At 56.4% G+C, this 24,879-nt stretch carries 20 protein-coding genes and 1 pseudogene; 10 read left to right on the top strand and 11 right to left on the bottom strand.

The window, feature by feature from the left end; genetic code table 11:
- The first annotated feature begins 5 nt into the window (after nt 1-5).
- Together IPZ49_RS13575 and IPZ49_RS23415 are read left to right on the top strand one after the other, a co-directional pair.
- The gene (locus IPZ49_RS13575) at nt 6-2,510 is read left to right on the top strand and encodes a fimbria/pilus outer membrane usher protein (protein WP_223863106.1); all 2,505 of its coding nucleotides are present in this window, start codon (nt 6-8) and stop codon (nt 2,508-2,510) included.
- A gap of 15 nt (nt 2,511-2,525) precedes the next feature.
- Nucleotides 2,526-3,599, top strand: coding sequence for a fimbrial protein (locus IPZ49_RS23415; protein WP_022648153.1), 1,074 nt, complete (start codon nt 2,526-2,528; stop codon nt 3,597-3,599).
- Between the two features lie 3 nt (nt 3,600-3,602).
- On the opposite strand, the gene IPZ49_RS13565 is transcribed toward IPZ49_RS23415, so the two are convergent.
- Genes IPZ49_RS13565 through IPZ49_RS13555 form a run of 3 tightly spaced genes read right to left on the bottom strand, consistent with a single transcriptional unit; the run spans nt 3,603 to nt 6,313 of the window.
- Nucleotides 3,603-4,598: a DUF2891 domain-containing protein gene (locus IPZ49_RS13565; protein ID WP_193762847.1), complete on the bottom strand. Its 996-nt coding sequence runs from the start codon at nt 4,596-4,598 to the stop codon at nt 3,603-3,605.
- Nucleotides 4,599-4,607: 9 nt separating this feature from the next.
- Nucleotides 4,608-5,594, bottom strand: a complete 987-nt coding sequence (locus IPZ49_RS13560; RefSeq protein ID WP_038416071.1) for a DUF979 domain-containing protein — start codon at nt 5,592-5,594, stop codon at nt 4,608-4,610.
- Nucleotides 5,591-6,313 carry a DUF969 domain-containing protein gene (locus IPZ49_RS13555; protein ID WP_022648156.1) on the bottom strand — a complete coding sequence of 241 codons (723 nt, stop codon included), beginning with the start codon at nt 6,311-6,313 and terminating at the stop codon, nt 5,591-5,593. Before IPZ49_RS13555 ends, IPZ49_RS13560 begins: the two co-directional genes overlap by 4 nt.
- Nucleotides 6,314-6,537: 224 nt before the next feature.
- Between IPZ49_RS13555 and IPZ49_RS13550 the strand changes: the two genes are divergently transcribed.
- Entirely contained in the window at nt 6,538-7,086 is a 549-nt protein-coding gene (locus IPZ49_RS13550) for a winged helix DNA-binding protein (protein WP_063145887.1), read from the top strand.
- Here the strand turns inward: IPZ49_RS13550 and glgX are convergent.
- From glgX to treZ, 3 genes are read right to left on the bottom strand one after another with little or no spacing between them, the layout of a single operon-like run.
- Nucleotides 7,083-9,158, bottom strand: coding sequence for a glycogen debranching protein GlgX (gene glgX / locus IPZ49_RS13545; protein WP_063145886.1), 2,076 nt, complete (start codon nt 9,156-9,158; stop codon nt 7,083-7,085). The genes IPZ49_RS13550 and glgX overlap by 4 nt on opposite strands.
- Nucleotides 9,159-9,173: 15 nt before the next feature.
- Nucleotides 9,174-11,642: a malto-oligosyltrehalose synthase gene (gene treY, locus IPZ49_RS13540; RefSeq protein WP_046621496.1), complete on the bottom strand. Its 2,469-nt coding sequence runs from the start codon at nt 11,640-11,642 to the stop codon at nt 9,174-9,176.
- Nucleotides 11,639-13,426, bottom strand: a complete 1,788-nt coding sequence (gene treZ, locus IPZ49_RS13535; protein WP_063145885.1) for a malto-oligosyltrehalose trehalohydrolase — start codon at nt 13,424-13,426, stop codon at nt 11,639-11,641. Before treZ ends, treY begins: the two co-directional genes overlap by 4 nt.
- Before the next feature lie 131 nt (nt 13,427-13,557).
- Between treZ and IPZ49_RS13530 the strand changes: the two genes are divergently transcribed.
- The 4 genes from IPZ49_RS13530 (at nt 13,558) to IPZ49_RS13515 (ending at nt 17,076) form a co-directional block, all read left to right on the top strand.
- Entirely contained in the window at nt 13,558-14,085 is a 528-nt protein-coding gene (locus IPZ49_RS13530) for a GNAT family N-acetyltransferase (protein ID WP_022648161.1), read from the top strand.
- A gap of 111 nt (nt 14,086-14,196) precedes the next feature.
- On the top strand, nt 14,197-15,081 hold the full coding sequence (locus IPZ49_RS13525) for an SDR family oxidoreductase (RefSeq protein WP_022648162.1): 885 nt from the start codon (nt 14,197-14,199) through the stop codon (nt 15,079-15,081).
- Between the two features lie 107 nt (nt 15,082-15,188).
- Nucleotides 15,189-16,166, top strand: a complete 978-nt coding sequence (locus IPZ49_RS13520; RefSeq protein WP_046621492.1) for an MBL fold metallo-hydrolase — start codon at nt 15,189-15,191, stop codon at nt 16,164-16,166.
- Between the two features lies 1 nt (nt 16,167).
- Entirely contained in the window at nt 16,168-17,076 is a 909-nt protein-coding gene (locus IPZ49_RS13515; RefSeq protein WP_045622684.1) for a LysR family transcriptional regulator, read from the top strand.
- Here IPZ49_RS13515 and IPZ49_RS13510 read toward each other — a convergent pair.
- A complete protein-coding gene (locus tag IPZ49_RS13510) occupies nt 17,067-17,951 on the bottom strand; it encodes a LysR substrate-binding domain-containing protein (protein WP_045308132.1) in 885 nt (294 codons plus the stop codon). The two genes, IPZ49_RS13515 and IPZ49_RS13510, sit on opposite strands and share 10 nt — an antisense overlap.
- 111 nt (nt 17,952-18,062) lie before the next feature.
- Here IPZ49_RS13510 and IPZ49_RS13505 point away from each other — a divergent pair.
- From IPZ49_RS13505 to IPZ49_RS13495, 3 genes and pseudogenes are all read left to right on the top strand, one after another.
- Nucleotides 18,063-19,545: pseudogene (locus IPZ49_RS13505) on the top strand (UbiD family decarboxylase).
- A gap of 129 nt (nt 19,546-19,674) precedes the next feature.
- On the top strand, nt 19,675-19,962 hold the full coding sequence (locus tag IPZ49_RS13500) for a VF530 family DNA-binding protein (protein WP_023300148.1): 288 nt from the start codon (nt 19,675-19,677) through the stop codon (nt 19,960-19,962).
- Between the two features lie 7 nt (nt 19,963-19,969).
- Entirely contained in the window at nt 19,970-21,259 is a 1,290-nt protein-coding gene (locus IPZ49_RS13495) for a glycoside hydrolase family 10 protein (protein WP_022648168.1), read from the top strand.
- A gap of 39 nt (nt 21,260-21,298) precedes the next feature.
- On the opposite strand, the gene dsbG is transcribed toward IPZ49_RS13495, so the two are convergent.
- The 4 genes from dsbG to IPZ49_RS13475 form a co-directional block, all read right to left on the bottom strand.
- Complete coding sequence (dsbG, locus tag IPZ49_RS13490) at nt 21,299-22,075, bottom strand: thiol:disulfide interchange protein DsbG (RefSeq protein WP_022648169.1); 777 nt, start codon at nt 22,073-22,075, stop codon at nt 21,299-21,301.
- 41 nt (nt 22,076-22,116) lie between these two features.
- Nucleotides 22,117-22,674 carry an RNA polymerase sigma factor gene (locus IPZ49_RS13485; RefSeq protein ID WP_179954854.1) on the bottom strand — a complete coding sequence of 186 codons (558 nt, stop codon included), beginning with the start codon at nt 22,672-22,674 and terminating at the stop codon, nt 22,117-22,119.
- Nucleotides 22,675-22,679: 5 nt separating this feature from the next.
- Nucleotides 22,680-23,093 (bottom strand): hypothetical protein, encoded by a 414-nt coding sequence (locus IPZ49_RS13480; protein ID WP_045622692.1) that lies wholly within the window; start codon nt 23,091-23,093, stop codon nt 22,680-22,682.
- A gap of 191 nt (nt 23,094-23,284) precedes the next feature.
- Entirely contained in the window at nt 23,285-24,835 is a 1,551-nt protein-coding gene (locus IPZ49_RS13475) for a methyl-accepting chemotaxis protein (protein ID WP_063145883.1), read from the bottom strand.
- Between the last annotated feature and the right edge of the window lie 44 nt (nt 24,836-24,879).

The following is a 24,879-nucleotide window of genomic DNA, read 5'->3' as shown; positions in this document are numbered from 1 at the left end:
CGCACATGCATTCTCTCGGCCCACGCAATTTACCCCGCATTTATACGCTCGCGATGCTTGCGGGTGCGGTCACGTCTGGCATTCATGTGCGCCGGGCACAGGCCGATGAGTACTTCGATCCTCAGGCGCTGGAGATCACAGCAGATCAGCAGCAGGCTAGCGACTTAAGCTATTTTTCCCGACAAGGCGGTCAGCAGCCGGGACGTTATCGTGTCGCGGTTGTTGTTAACCAGACGCAGCGGGATGAGCGCGAAATTGCATTCGTTGATACGGGGGGAACGCTCTCACCGGTCTTCAACCTGGCGTACCTCAAGAGACTTGGGATAAACATCGCGGCCTTCTCTTCGTTCGATGCGCTGCATGACGAGGAGACATTTACGGACATCGGCAAATATATTCCCGATGCGTCGACGCATTTTGACTTCACCCATCATCGGCTGGTTTTCAGCATTCCGCAGGCAGCCATGTTGCAAAAAAGTGCCGATTATATTCCTCCCGAACAGTGGGACGACGGCATCCCCGCTGCTTTTGTCGATTACAATCTTACGGGCTCGACAACCAACATCGACAATATTCATGACAACAGCAGCTATCTGAGCCTGCGATCCGGTATCAACCTGGGGGCGTGGCGTTTACGCAATTACGCCACGTTTGAATATGGTAATACCCATCACTGGCAGTCTCAGGGAACATCCCTCCAGCGGGCCATTACGCCGCTGAAGAGCGCGTTAACAATAGGGAATGCCTACACGTCTGGCGAGGTTTTTGACAGTTTTCAGTTTACGGGGCTTCAGCTTGCCTCGGATGAGAATATGCTGCCGGACAGCCAGCGCGGTTTCGCGCCCACGATCCGCGGGGTCGCTCACAGCAATGCCCGCGTCAGCGTTCGCCAGCACGGATACACCATCTATGAAACCTATGTTGCGCCTGGCGCATTTGTCATTAGCGATCTCTTCCCCACTTCACAAAGCGGCGATCTTGAGATCACGGTCCATGAAAGTGACGGCAGCGAACGCACGTTCACCCAACCCTACTCCTCGGTGGCCTTCATGCTACGGGAGAAACGACTGAAATTCAGCGCCAGCGCCGGACGGTATAACAGCCCTGACGCCGAGGGCGACACCCCGCCGTTTGTTCAGGCCTCCGCCTTTTACGGATTGTCTTCTAGCCTGACGCTGTACGGCGGAGCGGAGCTTTCCGGCCACTATCAGGCTCTCGCGCTGGGATTAGGTAAAGATTTTGGCCGGTTTGGAGCACTGGGTGTGGACACCGTTGCGGCGAAAGCACACCTCAGTGATGACAGGCTGGCCCTCGGGCAGCAAATACGCGCTCAGTACCAAAAAAATCTCGCTGAAACGAACACGTCGCTCACCCTTTCGACCAGCCATTACACGACGCATGACTTTTACAGTTTCAGTGAAGCAAATGATGACAGCGATCCAGACCAGCACGTGCATAACCGGCGTAACCGCACACAGTTCAGTTTGACGCAGGATCTCGGTGCGCTGGGCAATATCAGCGCATCCTTTTACCGTCAGGATTACTGGAACGCCTCGGCGGTCGATCAAACCGTCCATCTTGGCTATTACGCTAACTACAAAGGGGTGTCGTTGAGTGTTGGGTATTATCTCACCCGCTCAAGCGCTGATGATAGCGACAACGAACGGGCGATAAACCTTAGCATCAGCGTCCCACTCAGCCGCTGGTTACCCGGCGCAACAACCAGCTACAGCCTCAACAATAACCTTGATGGCCATACTACCCGGCAGGTTTCGCTGTATGGTACGGCGCTGGCCCACGATCGCCTGAACTATAACCTCCAGCAGGGCTTCGACAACCAGGCCAATACCGCGAACAGCAACCTTGCGCTGGCTTATCACGGCGGTTATGGCAGCGCCAGTCTCGGGTACAGCCACGATCGCTATAGCAACCGCGTGAACTACGGCGCGGCAGGCGGCATTGTGGCAACACAGTATGGGGTGACGTTGAGCCAAAGCCTTGGGGATACCCTGGCGCTGATCCGCGCTGAAGAGGCGTCGGACGTTCAGGTTGAAGGGGCGACCAATGTTCACACCGACTCCCGAGGTTATGCCGTGATGCCAACCTTATCGGCGTATCACAAAAACACCATTTCGCTGGATACCGAAACGCTGGCAGAAAATGTCGATCTGGACCAGAACAGCAGAACGATTGTGCCGACCAGCGGCGCGGTCGTCCTGGCGAATTACCATACCCACGTGGGCATCAGAACGCTCATCACCCTTACGGCACACGGGCGCCCGCTTCCATTTGGCGCCAGCGCGTATGTCTCGAACGGGACGTCTGCGAAATCAAGCGTCGGCATCGTTGGCGAAGCAGGACAGGTCTATCTCAGCGGCGTGCCGCTACGCGGAACCTTGCATGCCAGCTGGCGGCAGAAAGGCCAGGATATGCGCTGTAGCGCCCCATTACGCCTTCCGGATACCGCTGGCCGCACTCCGGTCACGCTTATGAACCTTCAGTGCCAATAACTTACTGAGATACCTGTGAACAATATCAACCGTTTAATCAATCTCCTGATGCTCGCTTTTTTGCTGATTCACGCTACGGCAAGGGCGTCTCAGACCTGCCCGCCGACCATGGGCGATGCGGTCATTAACTTTCAAAACTACTCGATCACTGATAACCCCTCGATCCCTCCGGGGTCGATGCTTTCAGGCGCTATCCTGGGCCAGGAAAACCGCTCGTTTTATAACTGTCCTGAGGGAACCGGCCCGGTAACGATGCGCTTTGTGGCCAATAACGCCTTAACCGTAGCGCCCGTCAGCGGCGTGGCGCCGAACGGTACGGGCGCCCCGGCCTCCGTTTATGACGTGCCAGATATTCCCGGCGTCGGGTTTGCGGTGGGCATTCGCGAAACCACGCACTGTGCAGCCGAACCCGTGCATTACATCGCCTCGGGGGATGACAGCGTTGCGATTTGCAGCACAAACGATCCCTCGCAAATGGCGACCCAGTTCTTCGTCGTGTTTTATAAAACCGCGCAGGAGATTGTCTATGAACAGCCGAACAGCGGGCAAATTCGCGCAGGAACGCTGATTCTGGAGGATGCTAACGGCGCGGTGATATCTGAAGCTGGCGTGACGGTGGAAGTCGCTGCCGCCGACCTGAAAGTGCATAAATCGAGCTGTTATATCTCGGATAACAACATCACCGTCAATATGGGACAAAGTAGCGTAAGCGATCTCAACAAAGGAATGGATGGGGATAAACACCGCTTCATCATCCCTCTGGTCTGTGACGCATCCCAAACGGCAGCGGTGAAGATCGGGTTCTTTGGTCCGACTGAAAAAGACGCGCAGAATCACGATGTGCTGGCGCTAAGTCAACAGGAGAGCGCCGCTACCGGCGTGGGGATCCGCATTCTGTATGGCGATAACTACGGTGCCGCCAGAGGTACAACCGTTCCTCTCAACAGCACCGGTGTCGAACCTTTTGCCAACGCTGCCCGGCAGACCGCGTTTTCCCTGGATTACGACGCACAATATGTGCGCACCGAAACCCAGGCCACCGCGGGGCTGGCAGACAGCCTGGCAACATTTAGTCTGATATACAACTAAGCGCTACTCCAGTGCCAGCAGCGCAAAACTCGCCAGCCAGTGCCCGCCGCTGTAGTGACTGCCGACAACATGCTCCACGCTCGCCGAGAGATGGCGCGCAACGGCATCGCGTAATGGCTTCCGGGCGTGATGATTTTCCGGCAGGGCGCGGGCAATGTGCTTCATACACCAGGCACGGCTGAGGTTGAGACCGTCCAGATGCGCGATTTTCGGGTCGGTGCGATCGCTCACCTCAGCCGGGTTCATGAGCGCAGAAACGGCGCCCACTTCAGGCAGAAACGCATCGAACCAGGCCGGGAAATCCTCCACCACCTTACTCATCAGCAGGGCCTCGGTCAGCGCTCCGGAGATATACTCGTCGCCACCCGGCTCATAATGCGCAGGATAATGCGTGTCCGCGAAGTAAAACCGCGTTGCCGCGTCCAGGATGGCGCGCTCAAGCGTGTCATCGTTCACCGCCCGGGCATAATCCAGCCCCAGAGCGAGCGCAAACGCCGTGTTGTAGTGCGTCCCGACGCGGATCGGATAGGTAAGCTTGCTGAGGTAATCCACCAGCCGCTGGCGAATATCCCGCGTTAACGGTTGCAGCGTCTGGTACCAGCGCTCCGCCTGCGGCAGTGACGATTGTTTCAGCTCCTGCGCCAGCGCCAGCAGCCAGCCGTAGCCATAAGGTCGCTCAAACGACGCGCGGAACGGCGCGGTAAAATAGGCCAACTCCTTCGCCACCTTCTCGTCGGTCAGGTGTTCTTCGAAGAAAGTGATGATCTCTTCCCGACACGGCAGTTCGGGCCAGAGACGCAGGCAGCGCAGCAGCAGCCAGTAGCCGTGCACCGCAGAGTGCCAGTCAAAACAGCCGTAAAAGATCGGGTGCAGCTCGCGAGGCGGCAGAACGTCGCCGTCATCGTTGAGCAGATGCATAATGTGGTTCGGGTATTCCTGACGTAAATAGGTCAACGGCATTCTGGCGAAGGCGTCAGCCTGATGTTGCGTTAATTCCATTGCAGCTCCTTAGCGAAACACGAGGAAATACATTAAGAACACGTTCACCACCAGCAAGGTTAACGCGGTCGGGATCTGGATCTTGATAACCTGATATTTGTCTTTTAGCTCCAGCAGCGCGGCGGGCACGATGTTGAAGTTGGCGGCCATCGGTGTCATCAGCGTGCCGCAATAGCCTGCGTACATGCCGATAGCCAGCAATGGTGCCGGGTTACCGTGATGGACGTTAATCAGGAATGGCAGAGCGATACCGGCGCTTAACACCGGGAAGGCAGCGAAGGCGTTGCCCATAATCATGGTAAACAGCGCCATCCCCACGCAATAAATGACCACCAGCATGAAGCGGCTGTCCGGGTTCACAAACAGGCTGACCACCTTTTGTACCGATTCGCCGGTATTCGCCACCACAAACACCCCGCCGAGCATGGCGAGCATCTGCGGCAGGATCACCGCCCAGCCAATGGTATCGACCAGCCGACGCGACTGACGAACCGCATGCAGCGGCGTACCTTTTGTCAGCCACCAGCCGGTGAGGATAGCCGCCACACAGGCCACGCACAGCGCCGCCAGCGTAAGCTGCTTCTGGTCGAGCAGATAGACACCGCCAATCGACACGCCTTTCAGAAACAGCGTCCCGATGACCGTCACCACCGGGATCATCAGCGCGGGCAAGAATAGCCAGTTTTTCAGCCGGTGTGATGAGGCAACCCGCTCCTCCTCGGTGGACATTTTATAATGCCCCTTCCCGACCAGCCCGAAACCGGCCAGTAGCGCAATCACGATAACGGCGCCGCCAATAATGCGATACGCCAGCGACTTACCCAGCTCCTGCACCATCAGATCGCCAAACAGGAAGATCCCGCCAAACAGAAACCAGAACAGCGCGGTGGTATAGCGTTTCGGGTTAGCGCGATCGCGAAGGGTCATCACAACCAGCAGCATCACGACAAAGCCGATCAGGTAGTACACGCGGTTAATGGTGATAAAGGTCATCATGGTGCGATCTCCTGCGTACCCTGCTCTGCTCTCCAGGCCATCACGTCGCGACGAATGCTGGCGTCGAGGCGCAGCAGACGCGTCATATGGATGATCAGTGCCGCAATAGCGGTCGGAATGGCCCACAGGCCGATATGCAGCGGTTCGATCCCCTCGATCCCGTTCTCTTTCAGGAACGCATCAATCAGCAGTACCGCGCCAAAGGCGATAAAGATATCTTCCCCAAAGAAAACCGCGATATTGTCACACGCGGCGGCATGGGCTTTGATTTTGTCGCGGATAGTCTGCGGCAGTTCGCCGTATTCATTCAGGGCCGCCCCTTCGGCCATCGGCGCCAGCAGAGGACGCACCGTTTGTGCGTGGCCGCCAAGCGACATCAGGCCCAGCGCAGCCGTCCCTTCGCGGGCAACAAAGTAGAGCATCAGGATACGCGCCGAGGTGGCGCTGGCGATCTTCGCGACCCAGGCCTGGGCGCGCTCTTTCAGCCCGTAATACTCCAGCAGGCCAATCACCGGCAGGATCAGAATGAAAGTGGCGAGCGATCGGCTATTCACGAACTTTTCGCCAAAGGTTTCCAGCAGCATACCGAAATCCATGCCAACCAGCAGGCCCGTTGCCAGCCCCGCCACCACGACAACCAGCAGCGGGTTGAAACGCAGTGCAAAACCAATAACCACCACCGGAATCCCGATAAGTGGCAACAGTGTAGAACTGTCCATAAACGTTACCCTATCCAAAGTGAGCGTTGCGCGCCGACGGCTATTTTTTATACTTCGCAGCAGAGCGAAGCCGGTGCATTACGGCGCGCGATGTTGTGTTTTGCGTCAGGCTCCACAGAACCTGCACTAAAAAGCTATATCTGAACGTCAAAAACATGTAAACAATTTATCAATAAAATGTTCTTATTTTATCGACGGGTTTACATTCTGGAGAAAGGATCGGTATGACGACAAAGAAAACGAAAACAGCGTTAAACCACGACGACATTGCGGACGGGCGTATCGTCTCCTCCCGCCATCTCGTCTCAGAGCGGTGTGCCGAACTGTCGGAGCTGGAATACGCGTTGATCATGACCAGCAATGCGTTTAACAAATGGATGGTGCGCTGCATGACCGCAGCAGGGGAACCGGATATGGGCGCTTTCGACGTCTCGCTTCTGCACCACGTAAACCACCGCAACCGCAAGAAAAAGCTGGCCGACATCTGCTTTGTGCTGAACGTGGAAGATACCCACGTGGTGACGTATGCGCTGAAAAAGCTGGTAAAGGCGGGTTACGTCACCAGTGAAAAAGCGGGGAAAGAGCTCTTTTTCTCGACGACGGAGGAAGGCAAAGCGCTGTGCATGAAGTACCGGGAGGTACGGGAAGCCTGCCTGATCAACATTCATGCGGAAAGCGGCATTCCAGGCGCGTTGATTGGTGAGACCGCGCAGTTACTCCGCGCGATCTCCTCCCTGTATGATACCGCCGCACGCGCGGCGGCCTCGCTTTAAGGACGGCGGAAAAGCGTTATGCTCCGCCCGGCCAGTTCATAATCGACGGATTCCGTGATGATTTCCCCTGTGGGGGCATCATCCGCCGTCGAAAGCTCCAGCACCCAGCCCCCTTCGCCAAACTGCGGGATCTGGAATGGCACCGTGCCTTCAAACGGGTTAAACAGCATCAGCACGTCGTGCCAGATGCCCTCTTCCTGCTCAAGATCCGGACGGCTGATGGCAAGACCAAGGGTGGAACCCTCGTCCCACTGTTCCGACTGCTGCGGTCCGCCACCGGCGTTAAACCAGCGGATCTCAAGCCCGTCGCGCCAGTTTTCACGGCGCAGCAGCGGCTGCTCAGCGCGCAGAGCAATCAACCGACGGGTAAAGTCGCGCAGCTTCTCGTCGTTTTCAGAGAGTCCTTCCCAGTTTATCCAGGAGATCTCGCTGTCCTGGCAATAGCCGTTATTATTGCCCTTTTGCGTCCGGCCAAACTCATCACCTGCCAGCAGCATCGGCGTGCCGTGGGAGAAGAAGAGCGTGGTGAGGAAGTTGCGCTTTTGCCGCTCGCGGGTGGCGATAATATCCGGATTCTCCGTCGGCCCTTCTTCACCGTAGTTATACGACCGGTTATCGTTATGTCCGTCGTTATTATCTTCCCCGTTATCGGCGTTATGCTTCTCGTTGTAAGATACCAGGTCGTTCAGCGTAAAGCCGTCATGCGCGGTGATAAAATTGACGCTGGCCCACGGACGACGTCCGCGCAGATCGTACAAATCACCGGACCCTAACAGACGGGCGGCAAAATCGTTAGAAACGTTATCTCCCTTCCAGTATTCACGTACCGTGTCGCGGTATTTATCGTTCCACTCGCCCCAGCCTGGCGGGAAGCCCCCCACCTGATATCCCCCTGGGCCGATATCCCACGGTTCACCGATAAGCTTCAGCTTCGACAGCACCGGATCCTGGGTCACGGCATCAAAGAAGCCGCCGCGCGGGTCAAATCCCTCCGGCTCGCGTCCGAGAATGGTTCCGAGGTCAAAGCGGAAACCGTCAATCTGCATCGATTCCGCCCAGTAACGCAGGGAGTCCATGACCATCTGCAACACGCGCGGGTGCGAGGTGTTTACGGTGTTCCCGGTGCCAGTGTCATTAATGTAATACCGGTGCTGATCCGGCATGGTGCGGTAATAGCAGAAGTTATCAATCCCCTTAAACGACAGGGTTGGCCCCAGCTCGTTGCCCTCCGCCGTGTGGTTATAGACCACGTCGAGGATCACCTCGATGCCCGCGTCATGATAAGCACGCACCATGTCGCGGAAACCCTGGATCCCCGCCGGGCCGTAATAGCGGGACGCTGGCGCAAAGAAACCGAGCGAGTTATAGCCCCAGAAGTTTTTCAGGCCGCGATCGAGCAGGTGCTGATCGTCCGGGAACCAGTGAACCGGCAGCAGCTCGACCGAGGTAATGCCGAGGCTTTTGATGTACTCCACCGAGGCTTTATGCCCCATCCCCTCAAACGTACCGCGCAGTTCAGGCGGAATAGCCGGGTTAAGCTGGGTAAAGCCTTTTACGTGGCTTTCATAGACCACGGTATGCGGCCACGGGATATCGGGCCGGCGTGAGTCCTGCCAGTCAACGGCATTGGGGTCGATGACCTTACATTTGGGCGTAAACGGCGCGCTGTCTCGCGTGTCAAAACTGAGATCCAGCTCGTCGTGTCCCATCTCATAGCCGAAGTGGGCATCGTTCCACTCAATTTCACCTACCAGTTCACGGGCATAGGGGTCAATAAGCAGCTTATTGGGGTTGAAGCGGTGACCGTTCTCCGGATCGTAGGGGCCGTAAACGCGGTAGCCATACAGCGCCCCCGGTTTCAGGTCCGGCACATAGCCGTGCCAGACCTCATGGGTATATTCCGGCAGTTCCAAACGGGCGATTTCTGTTTTTCCCGAAGGATCAAACAGACACAGCTCCACCCGCTCCGCGTGGGCGGAAAACAGGGCGAAGTTCACCCCTTTCCCGTCATAATTTGCGCCCAACTGCTGGCCATGACCGGCCCGAATTTCAAACGTTGTATCCTTTGGCATTTTTGTTCTCCTCAATTATTCGCAGGTAAGCAGAACCAACAAACATCCCTTTTCAGACGTTAAATCCAGCGTCTCTGGCAGAAGGCGACGCTCACCGGTAAACAGATCCCGGTAGTGCTTCCCGGCCAGCGCCTGGGGTATGGCCACGGTAGTATTGGCCCACAGCATCGCATTATCGGTGACGTCAAACACCAGGCGCGGCACGGCGACGATCAGCGCCTCGTCATCTTTGATGCGGGCATAAACGATCAGATTCTCCTCCCGCTCGCCGGTTACCTTCAGCGGCAGCCAGTCGCCGTAGCGGAAAAGCGCGGGGTAATGTGGCCGAAGCCGTAACAGCGTGGCGGTGACGTACTGCTTCACGCTGCCGTCTCGCCAGCGTTGCGCATCGTTAAAAACGGTGCCATCCGCTACGCTGAGGTTTTCCGCCAGTGCGGCGAAATCCGGTTCGCGGCGGTTATCCGGGTCGACGAGGCTGAAGTTAAGCCCCTCGCTGCCCTGGTAGATGTCCGGTACGCCAGGCGCAGTCAGTTTGATCACCGTCTGGCTCAGGCTGTTCATTAACCCAGCCCGAATAAACGGCTGGAGAGCGGCACTGAAATCACGCAGGAACAGGGTGTTATCCGGGGAAAGCAGATGGCGCACGTAGTCCAGGACCACGCTCTCGTAACCTTCGTTGCTGTCGATCCAGTCGGTACGCTGCTTGGCCTCGCGCAGGGCTTTCTCGATAAAGCCGAGGAAACGCTCTTCCAGTGACTTAAGGCCATCACGATCTTCAGGCGACAGGGTTGCTGGCCAGACGCCCGCCAGAGCCTGGAAGATCATCCAGGTGTCGGCGGCGTTCGGCGCGGTGCCGTCGTTGAGGAATCGGACCTGCGTCTGGTTCATCTGCCGCCAGCGCGCCAGATTTTCTCCCCACAGATCTGGCGCTTCCGTAAGCGTATACAAACGAGCTCGTGCATCCTCGCCGCGTTTGGTGTCGTGGGTGGAAGTTCCCAGCAGCGCATCGGGCTGGCGGGCAAGTCGAATGCGCATCTCCTGATGAAAACGGGAAAGTGAAAACGCGCGCGGCGTCGGGTCGGCGCCGACTTCGTTCAGGGCCAGCTCCAGGTTATGGCGGAAGAACAGCGTATCCTCTACCGATTTCGCCATCAGCGGCCCGGTCAGTTGCTGAAAACGGGTGCGGAAAAGCGAGGCCAGTGCGTGGTCATGCGCCGGCAGATCGCCGGTAAGAATACGCACGATAAGGCTCAGAGCGAGTTCAGAGGTGTTGACGCTGGCGACCACGCGGCTGAGCAGCGCCACATCCGGTGACGTCAGCCCCTGTGCGGTGCCGTAGGTGCGATACACCGGAAACGCGATAAGCAGCTCGCGCAAGGCATGGCGGATATCCTCATGCTCCACTTCGGCACCGTTATGCCCGGCCAGCTCGCTGGCTATTTTGAGCAGCGTGGTAAATTCACCTTCAAAATTACGATCGGTCATCAGTCCTTTGGCGTTGCGAAGTTCTGCCTGCCTGTCAACGGTCGTACCCAGTGTCTCGTCGTAGAGCGTCTCCAGCCGCGAGAGGTTGGTATCATCCACCAGCACTTCCGCCAGGGAGGCGATAAACTCATAGCCCGTAGTACCTGAGATAGGCCACTCCGGAGGAAGCTGTTCCCCTTTGGCGAGGATCTTCTCTACCGTGATGTAGCAATCCGGTCCGGTCGCCGCACGTAGTCGCTGCAAATAGCCCAGCGGATCGGCAAGCCCGTCCACATGGTCAATGCGCAGGCCGTCGACAACCCCGGCGTGGACAAGCTCAAGGATCAGGCGGTGCGTGTCTGCGAATACCGCCTCATCCTCTACCCGCACGCCGACCAGCCCGGTGATTTCAAAAAAGCGCCGCCATGAAAGCTGTTTCGGCGCTTCCCGCCAGGACATCAGCCGCCAGCTTTGCGCCTCGTGGATCTCAGCGATGCTCTTGCCTTCGGCATACGTGCCGGGATTAAGCGGATAGGCGGTATCATAGTAAACCAACGCCGCGCTGTCGGTGACACTGTCACGTTTCAGGGTGATAGCCCCCCGCTCCAGCTCGGCTTCAAAGGTGTCGCCAAGAAACGGCATCGTCAGGGGTCGGGACCAGTCGATATCAAAATATGCCGCATAGCGGCTCTGCCGACCGTGCTCGATAACATCGCGCCACCAGCGGTTTTCCAGCGAGGTCGACATATGGTTAGGAACGATATCCAGAATCAGCCCCATCCCCGCCTGTTTCAGCGCTGCCGCCATGCGGTCAAACCCTTCCCGCCCGCCAATCGCCGGGTCGATTTCGTTGGGGGCGGTCACGTCATAGCCGTGGGTGGAATCCGTGGTTGCGGTGAAAACAGGCGACGCGTAAAGATGGCTAATTCCGAGGTCTTTCATATACGGAATCAGGTCTACCACGCGATCGAAGGTCATGCCGTTGCGAAACTGAATTCGGTAAGTAGAGGAAGGGATCATAGCGCTGCTTCTCCATCAGCAAAGCGAACAACAATGCTGTTCGGCGGCAGGTTTTCGACTGCCTCCGGCCAGCTAAAGAGCGTTTTTCCGGGCAGGTCCGCTAAGGCGAGGGGCTTTTTGCCGATATTCAGCGCCAGCGACAGCGTACCGGACGGAAAACGCCAGCTCACGGCAACCATGCCGAGCGCCGTTTGCAGGACGTTACCCTCCACGGCGCCCCGCTGTTTCAGTAACGGGACGATAAAGCGTTGACGCAGCGCAATCAGTTCGCGCGTAACGTGCAGCCACGCCCTGCCTTCCTCTGTGTCTGCCTTGTTCCAGTCAAGCTTCGACCGCATAAAGGTATTTACGTCATTGGGATCCGGTACGGTTTCATCGTGCCCGGCATGGCCGGTAAATTCTTTCGCGCGACCCTCCCGCACGGCTTTCGCCAGGTCGCCGTGGAAGTCGGTGAAAAAGAGGAACGGATGCGTTTCGCCGTACTCCTCACCCATAAACAGCAGCGGGATATGTGGCGACAGGAGCAGCGCCGCGAACAGCACGCGCGTTTTCTCCGCCCCAGCCAGAGAGATAAGCCTCTCCCCCTGGGCACGGTTGCCGACCTGGTCGTGATTCTGAATAAAATCGACAAAAAACTGCGGTGGTTGCTCGCGACACTCTACCCCGCGCGATTTCCCGGTCTGAAGCGAGATTTCCCCCTGGTAGACAAAGCCCTCTGCCAGCGCCCGCGCCAGCTTTTTCTCCGGCTCAAAGGCAAAATCCTGATAATAGGCGTGTGATTCCCCGGTCGCGAAGACATGCGCGGCGTTGTGAAAATCATCATTCCATTCGGCGGTGAAAAGCGGTGTCTGACCATGTTCATCGCGCGGGTGCAGGAAAATCACGTTGCGACTGTCTTCGGTGGTCAGATGGATATGCCGATCCGGAAAGGCGTCGCGGATCCGTTGCGCTATCTCGGGAAGAATATGGGTCTCAGCGTCGTCATGGATCTGGTCGATGGCGTCGAAGCGCAGACCGTCAAGATGATACTCCGAGAGCCAGAATAACGGCGCCTCAGCGATGTATTGCCGGACGGCTTCAACCTCATAGGCTATACCGTTGCCCCACGGGGTCATACGATCCTGATGGAAAAACGCCGGCGAGAGCAACGGCAGGTAGTTCCCTTCCGGGCCAAAGTGGTTGAGTACAATATCCAGCACCACGGAAAGCCCGAGCGCGTGGGCGGCATCGATGAAGGCATGAAAATCATCCGGTGTGCCATAAGCTGAGTGCGGGGCATACAGCAGTACGCCATCATACCCCCATCCGCGCGCGCCCCCGAACTGGGACACGGGCATCACTTCCAGTTGCGTAATACCCAGTTCGGCCAGATAAGGCAATTTATCGATGGCCGCCCTGAAGGTTCCTTCCCCGGTGAAGGTGCCGATATGCATCTCGTAGATCACCGTCTCTTCCCATGGCCGCCCTTGCCATTCCCGCTGTGCGGGCAGGTTGTGACGCGGGTCGATTACCACCGACGGGCCGTTGACGTCAGCCTGTTGCGCGCGCGAGGCCGGATCCGGCACCGCCATTCCATCCTGTAAAACAAACTGATACGGCGTACCGTGTCTGACGCCGGGCACGTCAACCTGAAACCAGCCGTCGCCCACCGCCGCCATCGGAATGTCGGTGTCGGTTAAACGCAACGTGAGATCTTTCTGCCCTTCTGCCCAGACGCGAAAACGTACAACGTCATCGGAAATAAACTCAGCACCCCAGTGCCTGCGACATGTTCTGAATTCCATTCATTGTCCTCGAATGACCACATTTTACGCGGAACGAAATACAAGCTTAGACCAGGATGAACAGAGTGTTATGCCAGCAGAGTATGCCGCTTCGTCTATTATCTATTTATAACTCCCACTTAAGGAATACTATGCATATTCGAAAAGGATTAAGCACCGACCTCGCCCGTCTTGAATGTTGTGATTTTTCTTTTACGGTCGATGAGATTGCCAGAGAACCTTTTCTCAATGGTGATTTGCATATCGAGGCGCTAACCGATCCTTATCATAAAACCTATGAACTGGATCTCCAGACGCTGGAAAATCATTGCGTTAATCCCGATTCAATATTTCTTATCGCCGAAACGGATGACGGTGAAATCGCCGGTTTTATTACCGCGTCCTGCAACTGGAATAAATTTATTTCGGTGGATTACATTGCCGTGGAGCGTTCAAAACGCCGAACGGGCGCGGCGCACAAGCTGATGTCCGCCACCCACGTCTGGGCGCGAAGCCTTAATGCGCCCGGTTTACGGCTGGAGACGCAGAACGTTAATGTTTCTGCCTGTCTGTTCTATCGTCACTATGGGTTTATTCTGGGCGGTTACGATCGTTACCTTTACAACGCCCTGCCGGAAAAAGATGAGGTCGCCCTTTTCTGGTATTACATGCTGGCTTGAGAAAATATTTTATATCCGCCACTGGAATATAGATTTGTCTGAATTTGTCAATTTTGCCCGCTTACGTTTAATTAACGACTAATCTTGGAATTCACTATTAAGGAGGCCGGTATGTCTACAGGAAATAATCACACGCTGCATTACCCTCGTCCACCGTTTGCAGAACAACCGCAAAGGGCTCCCGGGCTGGCATCGGAAATGAAGCCAATACCGGATCATGGTGAAACAAGTTATATCGGGTCAGGAAAACTGGCAGGAAAAAAAGCGCTGATTACCGGCGGTGATTCCGGCATTGGTCGCGCGGTAGCCATCGCCTATGCCCGTGAAGGTGCAGATGTCGCTATTGGCTATCTGCCGGAAGAGGAGTCCGATGCGGCATCGGTCATTGCGCTGATTCAGGCCGAAGGCCGTAAAGCGGTCGCCATTCCCGGCGACATTCGCGTGGAGTCCTTCTGCGACACGCTGGTGGAAAAAGCCGTTGCCGAACTGGGCGGCCTGGATATCCTGGTGAATAACGCCGGACGCCAGCAGTACTGTGAATCTATCGACGATCTCACCACGGCAGATTTTGACGCGACGTTTAAGACCAACGTCTATGCCCCCTTCTGGATCACCAAAGCTGCGCTGCGCCATTTGCAGGAAGGTGCCGTGATCATCAACACCACTTCCGTTCAGGCGTTTAAACCGAGCGCGATCCTGGTGGACTATGCGCAGACCAAAGCCTGTAACGTGGCCTTTACCAAGTCTCTGGCCCAGCAGCTTGGGCCGCGTGGCATTCGGGTAAATGCCGTCGCGCCAGGTCCATACTGGACGCCTCTTCAGTCCAGCGGCGGTCAGCCGCAGTCCAAAGTTCAGAAGTTCGGGGAAGATACGCCCCTGGGCCGACCGGGCCAGCCGGTTGAAATCGCACCGCTGTATGTGCTTTTTGCCTCCGATTCCTGCTCATACGCTTCCGGGCAAGTGTGGTGCTCTGATGGCGGTACCGGCGTGCTGTAAAGCATCCTCTCAGACCTATCCATTTCATGGATAGGTCACATTCACTCCCCTGCTGTTCTCAAAAATCGCAGTTGAACTATGATGAACTTACTATTAAGGAGCCCATCATGTTTACTGTGAAAAAACTTGCGATATCAACCCTGTTGACCGGTTCAGTTTTATTCTTTCCAGCGATCCACGCGGTGGCCAGCGTTCCGCAGCATGTGGTGAAACAGCAGGCTGGCGGCTACAGCGTTCAGGTTGGCGACACGATTATCACCGCCTTTACGGACGGCAGCGTGCCGCAGGATCTTCACGCCTTACTGCGCCGGACGACGGCGGAAAATACCGATGCGTTACTGGCCAAAAACTTCCAGGCCAATCCGGTGGAAGCATCGATTAACGCGTTTTATATCGCTTTGCCCGGTCACAAAATCCTGGTGGATACCGGTTCCGGTCAGCTCTTTGGCCCCGGCAAAGGCGGGCGGCTGATTGAAAGCCTGGCGACCCAGGGCATCAAACCCGAAGATATTACCGATGTTCTAATCACCCATGCGCACTCCGATCACGCCGGTGGTCTGGTCAAAGACGGTCAGCGCGTGTTTACCCACGCGCAGGTCTATGTCGGCAAACCGGATATCGATTTCTTCTTTAACGACGAGAACCAGAAAAAGTCTGGCTATGACCAGAACTACTTCGATGTCGCGCACAAGACATTAAAGCCTTATCTGGATGCCGGAAAAGTGAAGACTTTCTCAGGCACCGAACAGCTTCTGCCGGGCATCAGCGGTACGGTTCACCCGGGCCATACCCCAGGTTCCGCGTTTTACACGCTGGAGAGCAAAGGTGAAAAAATTACCTTTGTCGGCGACATCATCCACGTCGCCGCGGTTCAGTTCCCGCAGCCCAACGTGACGATTGCTTACGATGAGGATCAGGACGGCGCCGCCCGGGTGCGCAACGCTGCTTTCGCTGAGTTTGTGAAAAACAAAGATCTGATTGCGGCGCCACATCTGCCTTTCCCCGGGATCGGCTATGTGACGAAAGGTGAGCGGGAAGGCTACGCGTGGGTCCCGGTGACCTATACCAACCGTGACGCAAAATAAGATGTCCCCCTCCGATATGGATATGGACCTGATCCTGACGCTGGATGCGTTACTCAGGGACCAGAATATCACCCATGCGGCCGCGCGGCTGGGCATCAGCCAGCCAGCAATGTCTGCCCGCCTGGCACGCCTGCGCGTGTTGTTTGGTGAGCCGCTGTTTGTCCCTTCCCCACACGGACGTGGGGTGTTACCGACGCCGCGCGCCGAAGCGTTAAGGCCGCAGGTCGCGACGGTTTTGCAGGGCATAGCGGCGATGCTTGAACCCACCACGTTCAACGCGCAGAACAGCAACCGCACCTTTGTTATTGCCCTGCACGAAAACCCGGCGCTAATGCTGGGGGCAGAGTTGCAGAATCAGATTAGCAGTGCGGCACCAGGTATCCGCCTGCGTTTTGCGCTCCCGGAAACCCAGCTGCTGTCAGCGCAGATGGAAAATGGCGATGTGGATATTTATATCGGCGTTAACGCGGGGGCGCACGATGCATGGGTCAGACGCAAACTGTTTGACGATGAATATGCCACAGCCCAGCGGAAAGGCCATCCGCGCGGTACGGGGCCGGTGGATCTGGAAAGCTATTGTAGTCTTTCACACCTGGTGGTTTCATCCGAGGGCGACCCGTTCGCGGGCTTTGTCGATCAGCATCTGGCGGGGCTTGGCCACCAGCGTAACGTGGTGATGTCGACGCAAAGCTATGCGATGGCGCCTGCGATTGTTGCCGGTACCGATTTACTCTGCACCCTACCCAGGCGCATGTTGCTACGCTTTACGCAAACGCTTGATATTTTTCCGCCGCCGCTGGATCTCCCGCCGATCGTCATCGGTATGTACTGGCACCCGAAAAACAGTCAGGATCCGGCTAATCGCTGGCTACGTGAACAGCTTCTTCAGGCCGCCGGACGTCAGGTATGATCGAGGATACTCAGCAATTTTTTCAGCACCTCAGAGCGAATAATCCGGTGGCAAACCAGCGTCAGCTCGCTCTCCCGGAGTCGGTCAAGAATATCCACAAAGACGACGTTTTGTACGCATATCGCCTTCGCTGAAGCTGGCAGCATGGCGATACCAAACCCTGCCGAGACAAGGCTTATCACCGTGGGGACATCGGTGGCGTTTTGCACAACGTCAGGCTGTATGCCAGCGCTGTGGCAGGCATCATAGAAATATTGCTCCAGCCCCATCCCCTCCGGGTCGCGCAGGGCGATCCACTTCTCCTCTTTCACCGACGCAAGCGTCAGCGCGGCGGAGCCCGCCAGACTGTGTTGACGAGGTAAGGCCAGCACGGCTTTTTCCGTTGTGAAAGGACGACTTTGAAGATCGTCAGGCAGCAGCGGTAACGGGGCACGAATAATGGCCACATCCAGCTGGTTGCTTTGCACGCCGGTATAAAGGGTTTGCACGTTTCCCGTCATCATGGAAAGGCTGATGGCTGGCCATTTCTCATGTAAAAGCCGCAGCGCGTCGGGCAGCTTACTGTCGAATATCGCGCTTGAAACGCATCCGAGATTCAGCACGCCCTGTTCCCCTCTGGCCGTCTGTCTGGCATCCAGAATCGCCTGATCGGTCATAAAAATCGCCACTCTGGCTTTACTGAGAAACGCCTCACCGGCTGGCGTCAGCGTCAGGCGACGATTCGCCCGGCTAAAGAGCACTACCCCCAGACGATCTTCAAGCGTTTTGATTTGCTGGCTTAGTGCCGGTTGCGCCATGTTAAGGCGCTCCGCCGCACGATGCATGTGAAGCTCTTCCGCCACCACGATAAAATTGCGCATCAGTCGAAACTGCATACTGTGCCTTCATTATTGATAATAAAATTCATATTAAAATAGCATGAATGATGCAATTGATAGCCTTCTTCGTCCGGTTAAGAATGGATGCAATCATCCGAGGGGGAAAATATGGAAAACCACATCAACGATCTCAGAAGTGCTATCGAACTGCTTAAACGCCATGAAGGTCAATACCTTGAAACCAGCCATCCGGTCGATCCTGACGCGGAGCTGGCGGGTGTGTACCGGCACATTGGTGCTGGCGGCACGGTAAAACGTCCGACGCGCATCGGCCCGGCCATGATGTTTAACGCTATTAAGGGGTATCCCGACTCCCGTATTCTGGTCGGTATGCACGCCAGCCGCGAGCGGGCGGCGCTCCTGTTGGGCTGCGAGCCCTCTGAACTGGCAAAACATGTCGGCCAGGCGGTGAAAAACCCGATTGCTCCCGTTGTCGTCCCGGCGGCCCAGGCGCCGTGTCAGGAGCAGGTGTTTTATGCCGACGATCCGGACTTCGATCTGCGTAAATTGCTTCCGGCACCGACCAACACGCCGATAGATGCCGGTCCGTTCTTCTGTCTGGGGCTGGTGCTGGCAAGCGATCCGGAAGACGCCCTCGCTGACCGATGTCACTATTCACCGTCTTTGCGTTCAGGAGCGCGATGAGCTCTCCATGTTCCTTGCCGCGGGCCGCCATATTGAAGTGTTCCGTAAGAAAGCCGAAGAGGCGGGCAAACCCTTGCCGGTCACGATCAATATGGGTCTCGATCCCGCTATCTATATTGGCGCTTGTTTCGAAGCCCCTACCACGCCCTTCGGCTACAACGAGCTGGGTGTCGCCGGCGCGTTACGTCAGGCTCCCGTCGAGCTGGTGCAGGGTGTGGCCGTAAATGAAAAAGCGATTGCGCGTGCGGAAATTATTATCGAAGGTGAACTGCTGCCGGGCGTGCGCGTAGAAGAAGATCAGCATACCCACACCGGGCACGCGATGCCGGAATTTCCCGGCTACTGCGGGGAGGCTAACCCCTCCTTACCGGTAATCAAAGTGAAGGCCGTCACGATGCGTCATCAGGCGATCCTGCAAACCCTGGTAGGACCGGGCGAAGAGCACACCACGCTGGCCGGTTTGCCAACGGAGGCCAGCATCCGGAATGCGGTGGAAGAAGCCATCCCCGGTTTCCTGCAAAACGTCTATGCGCATACCGCTGGCGGGGGCAAATTCCTTGGGGTATTGCAGGTTAAAAAACGCCAGCCTTCTGACGAAGGGCGTCAGGGTCAGGCGGCCCTCATCGCGTTAGCCACCTATTCCGAGCTTAAGAACATTATTCTCGTCGACGAAGACGTGGATATTTTTGACAGCGACGACATTTTGTGGGCGATGACGACCCGTATGCAGGGCGATGTCAGCATCACCCATCTGCCGGGGATCCGCGGTCACCAGCTCGATCCGTCTCAGGCGCCGGACTACAGTCCCTCCATTCGTGGCAACGGGATCACCTGCAAAACGATTTTCGACTGTACGGTGCCCTGGGCGCTGAAGTCCCGCTTTGAGCGTGCACCCTTTATGGAGGTAGACCCGACGCCGTGGGCACCTGAACTGTTTAAAAAATAGTATTAACCGGAAATCCTCTTCACCCTTTACGGGTGAAGAACCTCACGCTGAAATTGCCGCGTCCCCTGCTTTCTTGTAACCTTTGAGCGTTTATCACATCCCCATAAAAAATGAGACTACCGGACGCCTATGACAGCACATATTTCCAACGATCCTTTGCATGGCGTAACGCTTGAAATGCAGGTTAACGCGCTGGTTGCACGATATGGCTGGAATGAACTGGGCAACCGAATCAAAATCAACTGTTTTCGCAAGGACCCGAGTGTTAAATCGAGTCTGAAGTTCCTGCGCCGGACCCCATGGGCGCGGGCGGAAGTTGAAGCCCTCTACCTCGACTCCCTTCACGATGACGGTAACGAGGAACAGGACGAACCGGCGTTTAATCCCTGGACGGATGGCCGGACACCCAGGAGCTAACACGCAAATGATGCGACACGTAAAACGGACTGGCGCGCTGCTTGGCTGCGCGCTTTTACTGGTAAGTTGCACTTCCAAACCACCCAAATCACTCGTTACCCCGCTGCCGCAGGCGAAACCTGTACAGCAGACTAACGAACCCATGCGCGGGATCTGGCTGGCGACCGTCTCCCGTCTCGACTGGCCCCCCGTGTCATCAGTGAATGGCCGCAGCGCGGACCAGCGTATCGCCCAGCAACAGAAGGCGCTGACGGACAAGCTCGATAAGCTGAAAAAGCTTGGGATCAACACCGTCTTCTTTCAGGTAAAACCGGACAGTACGGCGCTGTGGGCCTCTGAAATACTGCCATGGTCAGATACCCTGACCGGGACTATCGGGGAAGACCCCGGTTACGATCCGCTCCAGTTTATGCTGGATGAAGCGCACAAGCGCGGGATGAAGGTTCACGCCTGGTTCAACCCTTACCGCGTCTCCACCAACACGAAGCCCTCGACCATCGCCGCGCTTAACCGTACCTCGTCGCTTCATCCCTCCAGCGTCTATGTCCAGCATCCGGAGTGGATCCGCACCTCGGGGGATCGTTTTGTTCTCGACCCGGGCATTCCCGAGGTGCGGGACTGGATAACCCAAGTGGTGATGGAAGTGGTGAATCGCTACCCTGTCGACGGCGTTCAGTTCGATGACTATTTTTACACCGAGACGCCGGGCTCAACCCTGAACGATGCCTGGACCTTCAGGCGCTACGGCGAGGGATTTGCGTCGAAAGCTGACTGGCGTCGGCACAATACGCAGCAGCTGATTGTGCAGGTATCAAGGGCGATCAAGCAGGCAAAGCCTGAGGTTGAATTTGGCGTCAGCCCGGCGGGTGTATGGCGCAACCGCTCCTTCGACCCGGCAGGATCGGACACGCGCGGTGCCGCAGCCTACGATGAATCCTACGCTGACACGCGAAAATGGGTACAGCAGGGTTTACTGGATTACATTGCGCCGCAGATCTACTGGCCCTTCGCCCGCGACGCGGCACGATACGATGTGCTGACAAAATGGTGGGCTGACGTGGTGAAACCGACCCATACCCGCCTGTATATCGGGATCGCGTTCTACAAAGTGGGCGCGCCTTCCAGAAACGAACCGGACTGGACGGTGAACGGCGGCGTACCGGAGCTGAAAAAACAGCTCGACCTCAACGATTCACTGCCAGACGTAAAAGGCACCATCCTGTTCCGTGAAGACTATCTTAACCAGCCGCAGACGCAGGAAGCCGTAAATTACCTCCGGGGGCGCTGGGGTAGTTGACTGAAAAAAGGCAGAAACAAGGCGTTTCTGCCTTTCTTTTTACGGCTTCGGCCCGAACATCGCCTCAAGCTGTTTTGCGTCTGGCATGCCCACGACCTGCTGCAGTTCGTTTTGCTCATTCAGGTAATAAATAGCCGGTGTGGCATTTGCGCCGAGACTGTCCATAAGCGTCTGGTGATTTTGCAGGATCTCAACGGTTTCCCGTGAAGCCGCCCCTTCAGGTTTAGGCAGCTTTTTACCGCCGGACAGCTCGTACTCTTTCCAGGCCGACACCGGATCTTTGGCATTCAGGATCGCGGAGGCGTTACGCCCGCTGTTCGGGTTAAGAAACGCAACCAGCAGCGTATTGAGCTGGACCTTGCCGGCCTTCACCCACGGCTGCGCTTCAGCCCAGAACTGCTTGCAGTACGGGCAGAACGGGTCGGCAAAAACAAAGACTTTGCGCGGGGCGCTCTCCGCGCCCTCTTTCAGCGGATGAGCCGCATTGAGCTTTTTCCACATCTCGCGGCCCATCGGGGCGTAGATCTCTTTCTGGAAAAAGGCCTCGCTGAGGTTGGTTCCCTTCTCATCATACAGATAGCCAGACACCACGTGCTTTCCGTCAGGGGTCAGAAAGAGCGTCACGCCCATGTCCTGATACTGCCCCAGCCACGCTGGCGCGCCGCCGGGGGCATCAATTTTCTTAATGATTTTGATATCCTGCTGCTCACTGAAGTGCTTTACCACATCCGGAAGCGACTCCTCTGCCCTGACCAGCCCTGAAAACAGCAGAGCAGAGAGTAACAGCATCTTTTTCTTTGCTAACAGTTGAAGCATAACGACCCCTCTAAGATATTGTTTTTCAGAGTGGTCGAACTTTATTGCCCTGTCAACGCTTCATAAATATCCTTGAGGCGACTACGCAAAAATCGCACAGCTTTGTGTTTGCGGGATAATAACGCCTGCACGCTGTCGCCCGTTTCCTCCGCCAGCGCCTTCATGGTGTATCCTTCAAATTCCGTTTTTTCAAACACCTCGCGCTGTGGTGGCGGCAGTTCCGACAGGGCTTGCCCTAACTCTTCCCACAGCAGGATGTTGAGATACTCCTCCTCCGGGGTTTGCGGTACGCCGAATAACGTTTCAGCAATCTCCAGCTCCGGAAAGTCCTCGTCATCTGCCGTCAGGTACCCCGGCAGTGAAACCTCATGCTTTTTTCGCGCCCGGTCGATCATCTCATTTCGCGCGGCGCGAAATAGCCAGGCGGCGACGTTCTCCACCGGTTGTTCCACTTTCATCAACTGCCAGGTCACTTCCTGAAGAATATCATCGACATCATCACGAACCGCAGTCCGTCCGCGAATGAAGGCTTTTAGCCGTGCGCGGCAGGCATTGAGTGCCGAGATCAGTAATGATTCCCCCGCCTCACCGGCTTTCATATCGCTCACTCGGCTTCCGGCGCTTTCGCAGCGTTATCATCTCGCTTCTCATCCCGGTCATCGTGCCACCGGCAATGACCATGACGCCCAAATCCCGCCCGACGCTGCTGAATGAAGGCTTCACGTTGTTCGGGGGTCATATTCATCCATTGTGCGTGCATACGGCGGTGTGCACCGAACATGCCTGGGCGAAAACCCAGCCCACCGAAAAGAATGCGGCTCAGCAGCAGGATCCCCAGCGCCTGCCAGAAGCCAATGGCTTTAACCCCCAGGATGGCCGGGAGCAACGCGTTCCACAGGGACATGACCAGCAGGCCAAGCACCACGAACAGGACTGCGCCTATCACGATGCCCTTGTACATACGATGGCGGCCCAAACCACGCCCGTGACCTTTTCCGTGCATATCAAAATTTCTCATGTGTACCTCGTTTATGTTGAATGATTATGGTCTCTGATGAGGTAGACGGATGAGGAACAGAAATATTGCCGGGGAAAGATAAAATTTATGTGATAGCGGCTTTGTACGGATAACAGTAATGGCTGAAGGAGATTGTGCAGCGGCTGAATGCAGACATTAAAAAGGCTCCAACAGGAGCCTTCCTCATTTAATCACGCAATTGCCGGCAGACGAAAACTCGAAATACTCTGCGACAGCTGCTGCGCCTGCTCCTCCAGCGAGGCCGCGGCTGCGGCGGATTGCTGTACCAGCGCCGCGTTCTGCTGGGTCACACCGTCCATTTCCGTTACGGCCTGCCCAACCTGACCAATTCCACGGCTCTGCTCTTCTGAGGCAACCGAAATCTGTTCCATCAGCGTATGCACTTTATTCACAGAGCTGATAATAGAATCAATCACCTCTCCCGAACGATTCACAAGTTCCGCACCGTTTTTCACGCTGGAAACAGACTGGGCGATAAGGCTTTCGATATCCTTCGCCGCCACCGCGCTTTTCTGGGCCAGGGTGCGCACTTCACTTGCCACCACGGCAAATCCTCGCCCCTGCGTACCGGCACGCGCCGCTTCAACGGCCGCGTTCAGCGCCAGAATATTAGTCTGGAAAGCAATACTGTTGATGACGCTGGTGATGTCCTCAATACGCTTCGAATTGGACGCGATAGTATTCATCGTTTCGATGACTTCACGGGTTACCGCTTCACCGGTATGGGCATTTTTCACGGCATCCTGCACCAGCTTACCGGCCTGGAACACGTTATCGGTGTTATTCGCCACCGTCGCGCTCAGCTCTTCCATGCTGGCGGCCGTCTGGGTCAGGGCAGAAGCCTGTTGCTCGGTACGGGAGGCCAGGTCGATATTGCCGGAGGCAATTTCCTGCGCCGCATGCGTTACGGTGTGGCTGGCATCGCGCACCTGAGAAATGGTGGAGAGCAGCGCCTGGCGCATCTGCTCCATCGAGGACATCAGGTGATCGATTTCATTCCCGGAATCACGCTTGATCGGTACCGGTACGTCCAGCTTCCCGGCCGCAATCTGTCGACAGTGCTCGCGCGCCAGGTTCACTGGCGCAAAGACCACGCGTTTCATCAGCAGGCTGACGGCGAAAATCACCACCACGAACAGCACCGCAATGCAGGCGATAATAACCAGACCCGACACAAAATTATGGCTCGCATCCTCGTTCAGCGTTTTGGCGTACTTCTGGTGAACGGAGAGAACCTGATCGAGCACAATTTCATATTGGCGATCGAGTTGAGACACCACGGGAATAAGAGCGTTGAACCGCGACACATCGTGAGCGGCGGCAGCGGCAATCAGTGGTGCCAGTCCCTGGTTACGGTAGTTTTGCCACGCCTCCTGGTAGGCAGTGACCAGCGGGGCTTCGTCCTGCAAACGCGGCGAGGCCATAAACGCCGAAAATGCACTATCGGCTTTGGTCAGCGCCTCTTTAACCGAGGCCAGTTTCGCAGACGAGTCGGTGGCGTCCCCCGCTTCCACCATTTTTACATACTCCATAACCCTGACGCGCAGGGTTCGGCTATGGTTAATGGGATCAATAATGGACAGGACCACCTGAATTTCTTTGTTCACATTATCCAGCGAAGTATTACTTTTAATGATGAGCCCAACGCTGGTGATGGTGCTGGCCACAAAGAAAAAAAGCAGGGAAAACAGGATAATCAGGGATGATTTTTTCAACGACATAACACACCTCAGGGATTTAATTTCCCTTTGGTTATCGGCTGAAT

Source organism: Enterobacter cloacae complex sp. S2 (genome assembly GCF_015159675.1).
GTDB lineage: Bacteria > Pseudomonadota > Gammaproteobacteria > Enterobacterales > Enterobacteriaceae > Enterobacter > Enterobacter intestinihominis.
Note: the sequence above shows the minus strand (reverse complement) of the source record. Positions and strands in the feature narration are given on the sequence as shown.

Excerpts from the sequence above, each read along its gene's own strand:
- IPZ49_RS13510 (WP_045308132.1), bottom strand. The coding sequence starts at position 17,951 with ATGCAGTTTCGACTGATGCGCAATTTTATCGTGGTGGCGGAAGAGCTT.
- IPZ49_RS13515 (WP_045622684.1), top strand. The coding sequence starts at position 16,168 with ATGTCCCCCTCCGATATGGATATGGACCTGATCCTGACGCTGGATGCG.
- treY (WP_046621496.1), bottom strand. The coding sequence starts at position 11,642 with ATGATCCCTTCCTCTACTTACCGAATTCAGTTTCGCAACGGCATGACC.
- glgX (WP_063145886.1), bottom strand. The coding sequence starts at position 9,158 with ATGCCAAAGGATACAACGTTTGAAATTCGGGCCGGTCATGGCCAGCAG.
- dsbG (WP_022648169.1), bottom strand. The coding sequence starts at position 22,075 with ATGCTTCAACTGTTAGCAAAGAAAAAGATGCTGTTACTCTCTGCTCTG.
- IPZ49_RS13560 (WP_038416071.1), bottom strand. The coding sequence starts at position 5,594 with ATGATGACCTTTATCACCATTAACCGCGTGTACTACCTGATCGGCTTT.
- IPZ49_RS13480 (WP_045622692.1), bottom strand. The coding sequence starts at position 23,093 with ATGAGAAATTTTGATATGCACGGAAAAGGTCACGGGCGTGGTTTGGGC.
- IPZ49_RS13500 (WP_023300148.1), top strand. The coding sequence starts at position 19,675 with ATGACAGCACATATTTCCAACGATCCTTTGCATGGCGTAACGCTTGAA.
- IPZ49_RS13495 (WP_022648168.1), top strand. The coding sequence starts at position 19,970 with ATGATGCGACACGTAAAACGGACTGGCGCGCTGCTTGGCTGCGCGCTT.
- IPZ49_RS13565 (WP_193762847.1), bottom strand. The coding sequence starts at position 4,598 with ATGGAATTAACGCAACATCAGGCTGACGCCTTCGCCAGAATGCCGTTG.
- IPZ49_RS13525 (WP_022648162.1), top strand. The coding sequence starts at position 14,197 with ATGTCTACAGGAAATAATCACACGCTGCATTACCCTCGTCCACCGTTT.
- IPZ49_RS13485 (WP_179954854.1), bottom strand. The coding sequence starts at position 22,674 with ATGAAAGCCGGTGAGGCGGGGGAATCATTACTGATCTCGGCACTCAAT.
- IPZ49_RS13550 (WP_063145887.1), top strand. The coding sequence starts at position 6,538 with ATGACGACAAAGAAAACGAAAACAGCGTTAAACCACGACGACATTGCG.
- IPZ49_RS13520 (WP_046621492.1), top strand. The coding sequence starts at position 15,189 with ATGTTTACTGTGAAAAAACTTGCGATATCAACCCTGTTGACCGGTTCA.
- IPZ49_RS13555 (WP_022648156.1), bottom strand. The coding sequence starts at position 6,313 with ATGGACAGTTCTACACTGTTGCCACTTATCGGGATTCCGGTGGTGGTT.
- IPZ49_RS13575 (WP_223863106.1), top strand. The coding sequence starts at position 6 with ATGCATTCTCTCGGCCCACGCAATTTACCCCGCATTTATACGCTCGCG.
- IPZ49_RS13530 (WP_022648161.1), top strand. The coding sequence starts at position 13,558 with ATGCATATTCGAAAAGGATTAAGCACCGACCTCGCCCGTCTTGAATGT.
- treZ (WP_063145885.1), bottom strand. The coding sequence starts at position 13,426 with ATGGAATTCAGAACATGTCGCAGGCACTGGGGTGCTGAGTTTATTTCC.
- IPZ49_RS13475 (WP_063145883.1), bottom strand. The coding sequence starts at position 24,835 with ATGTCGTTGAAAAAATCATCCCTGATTATCCTGTTTTCCCTGCTTTTT.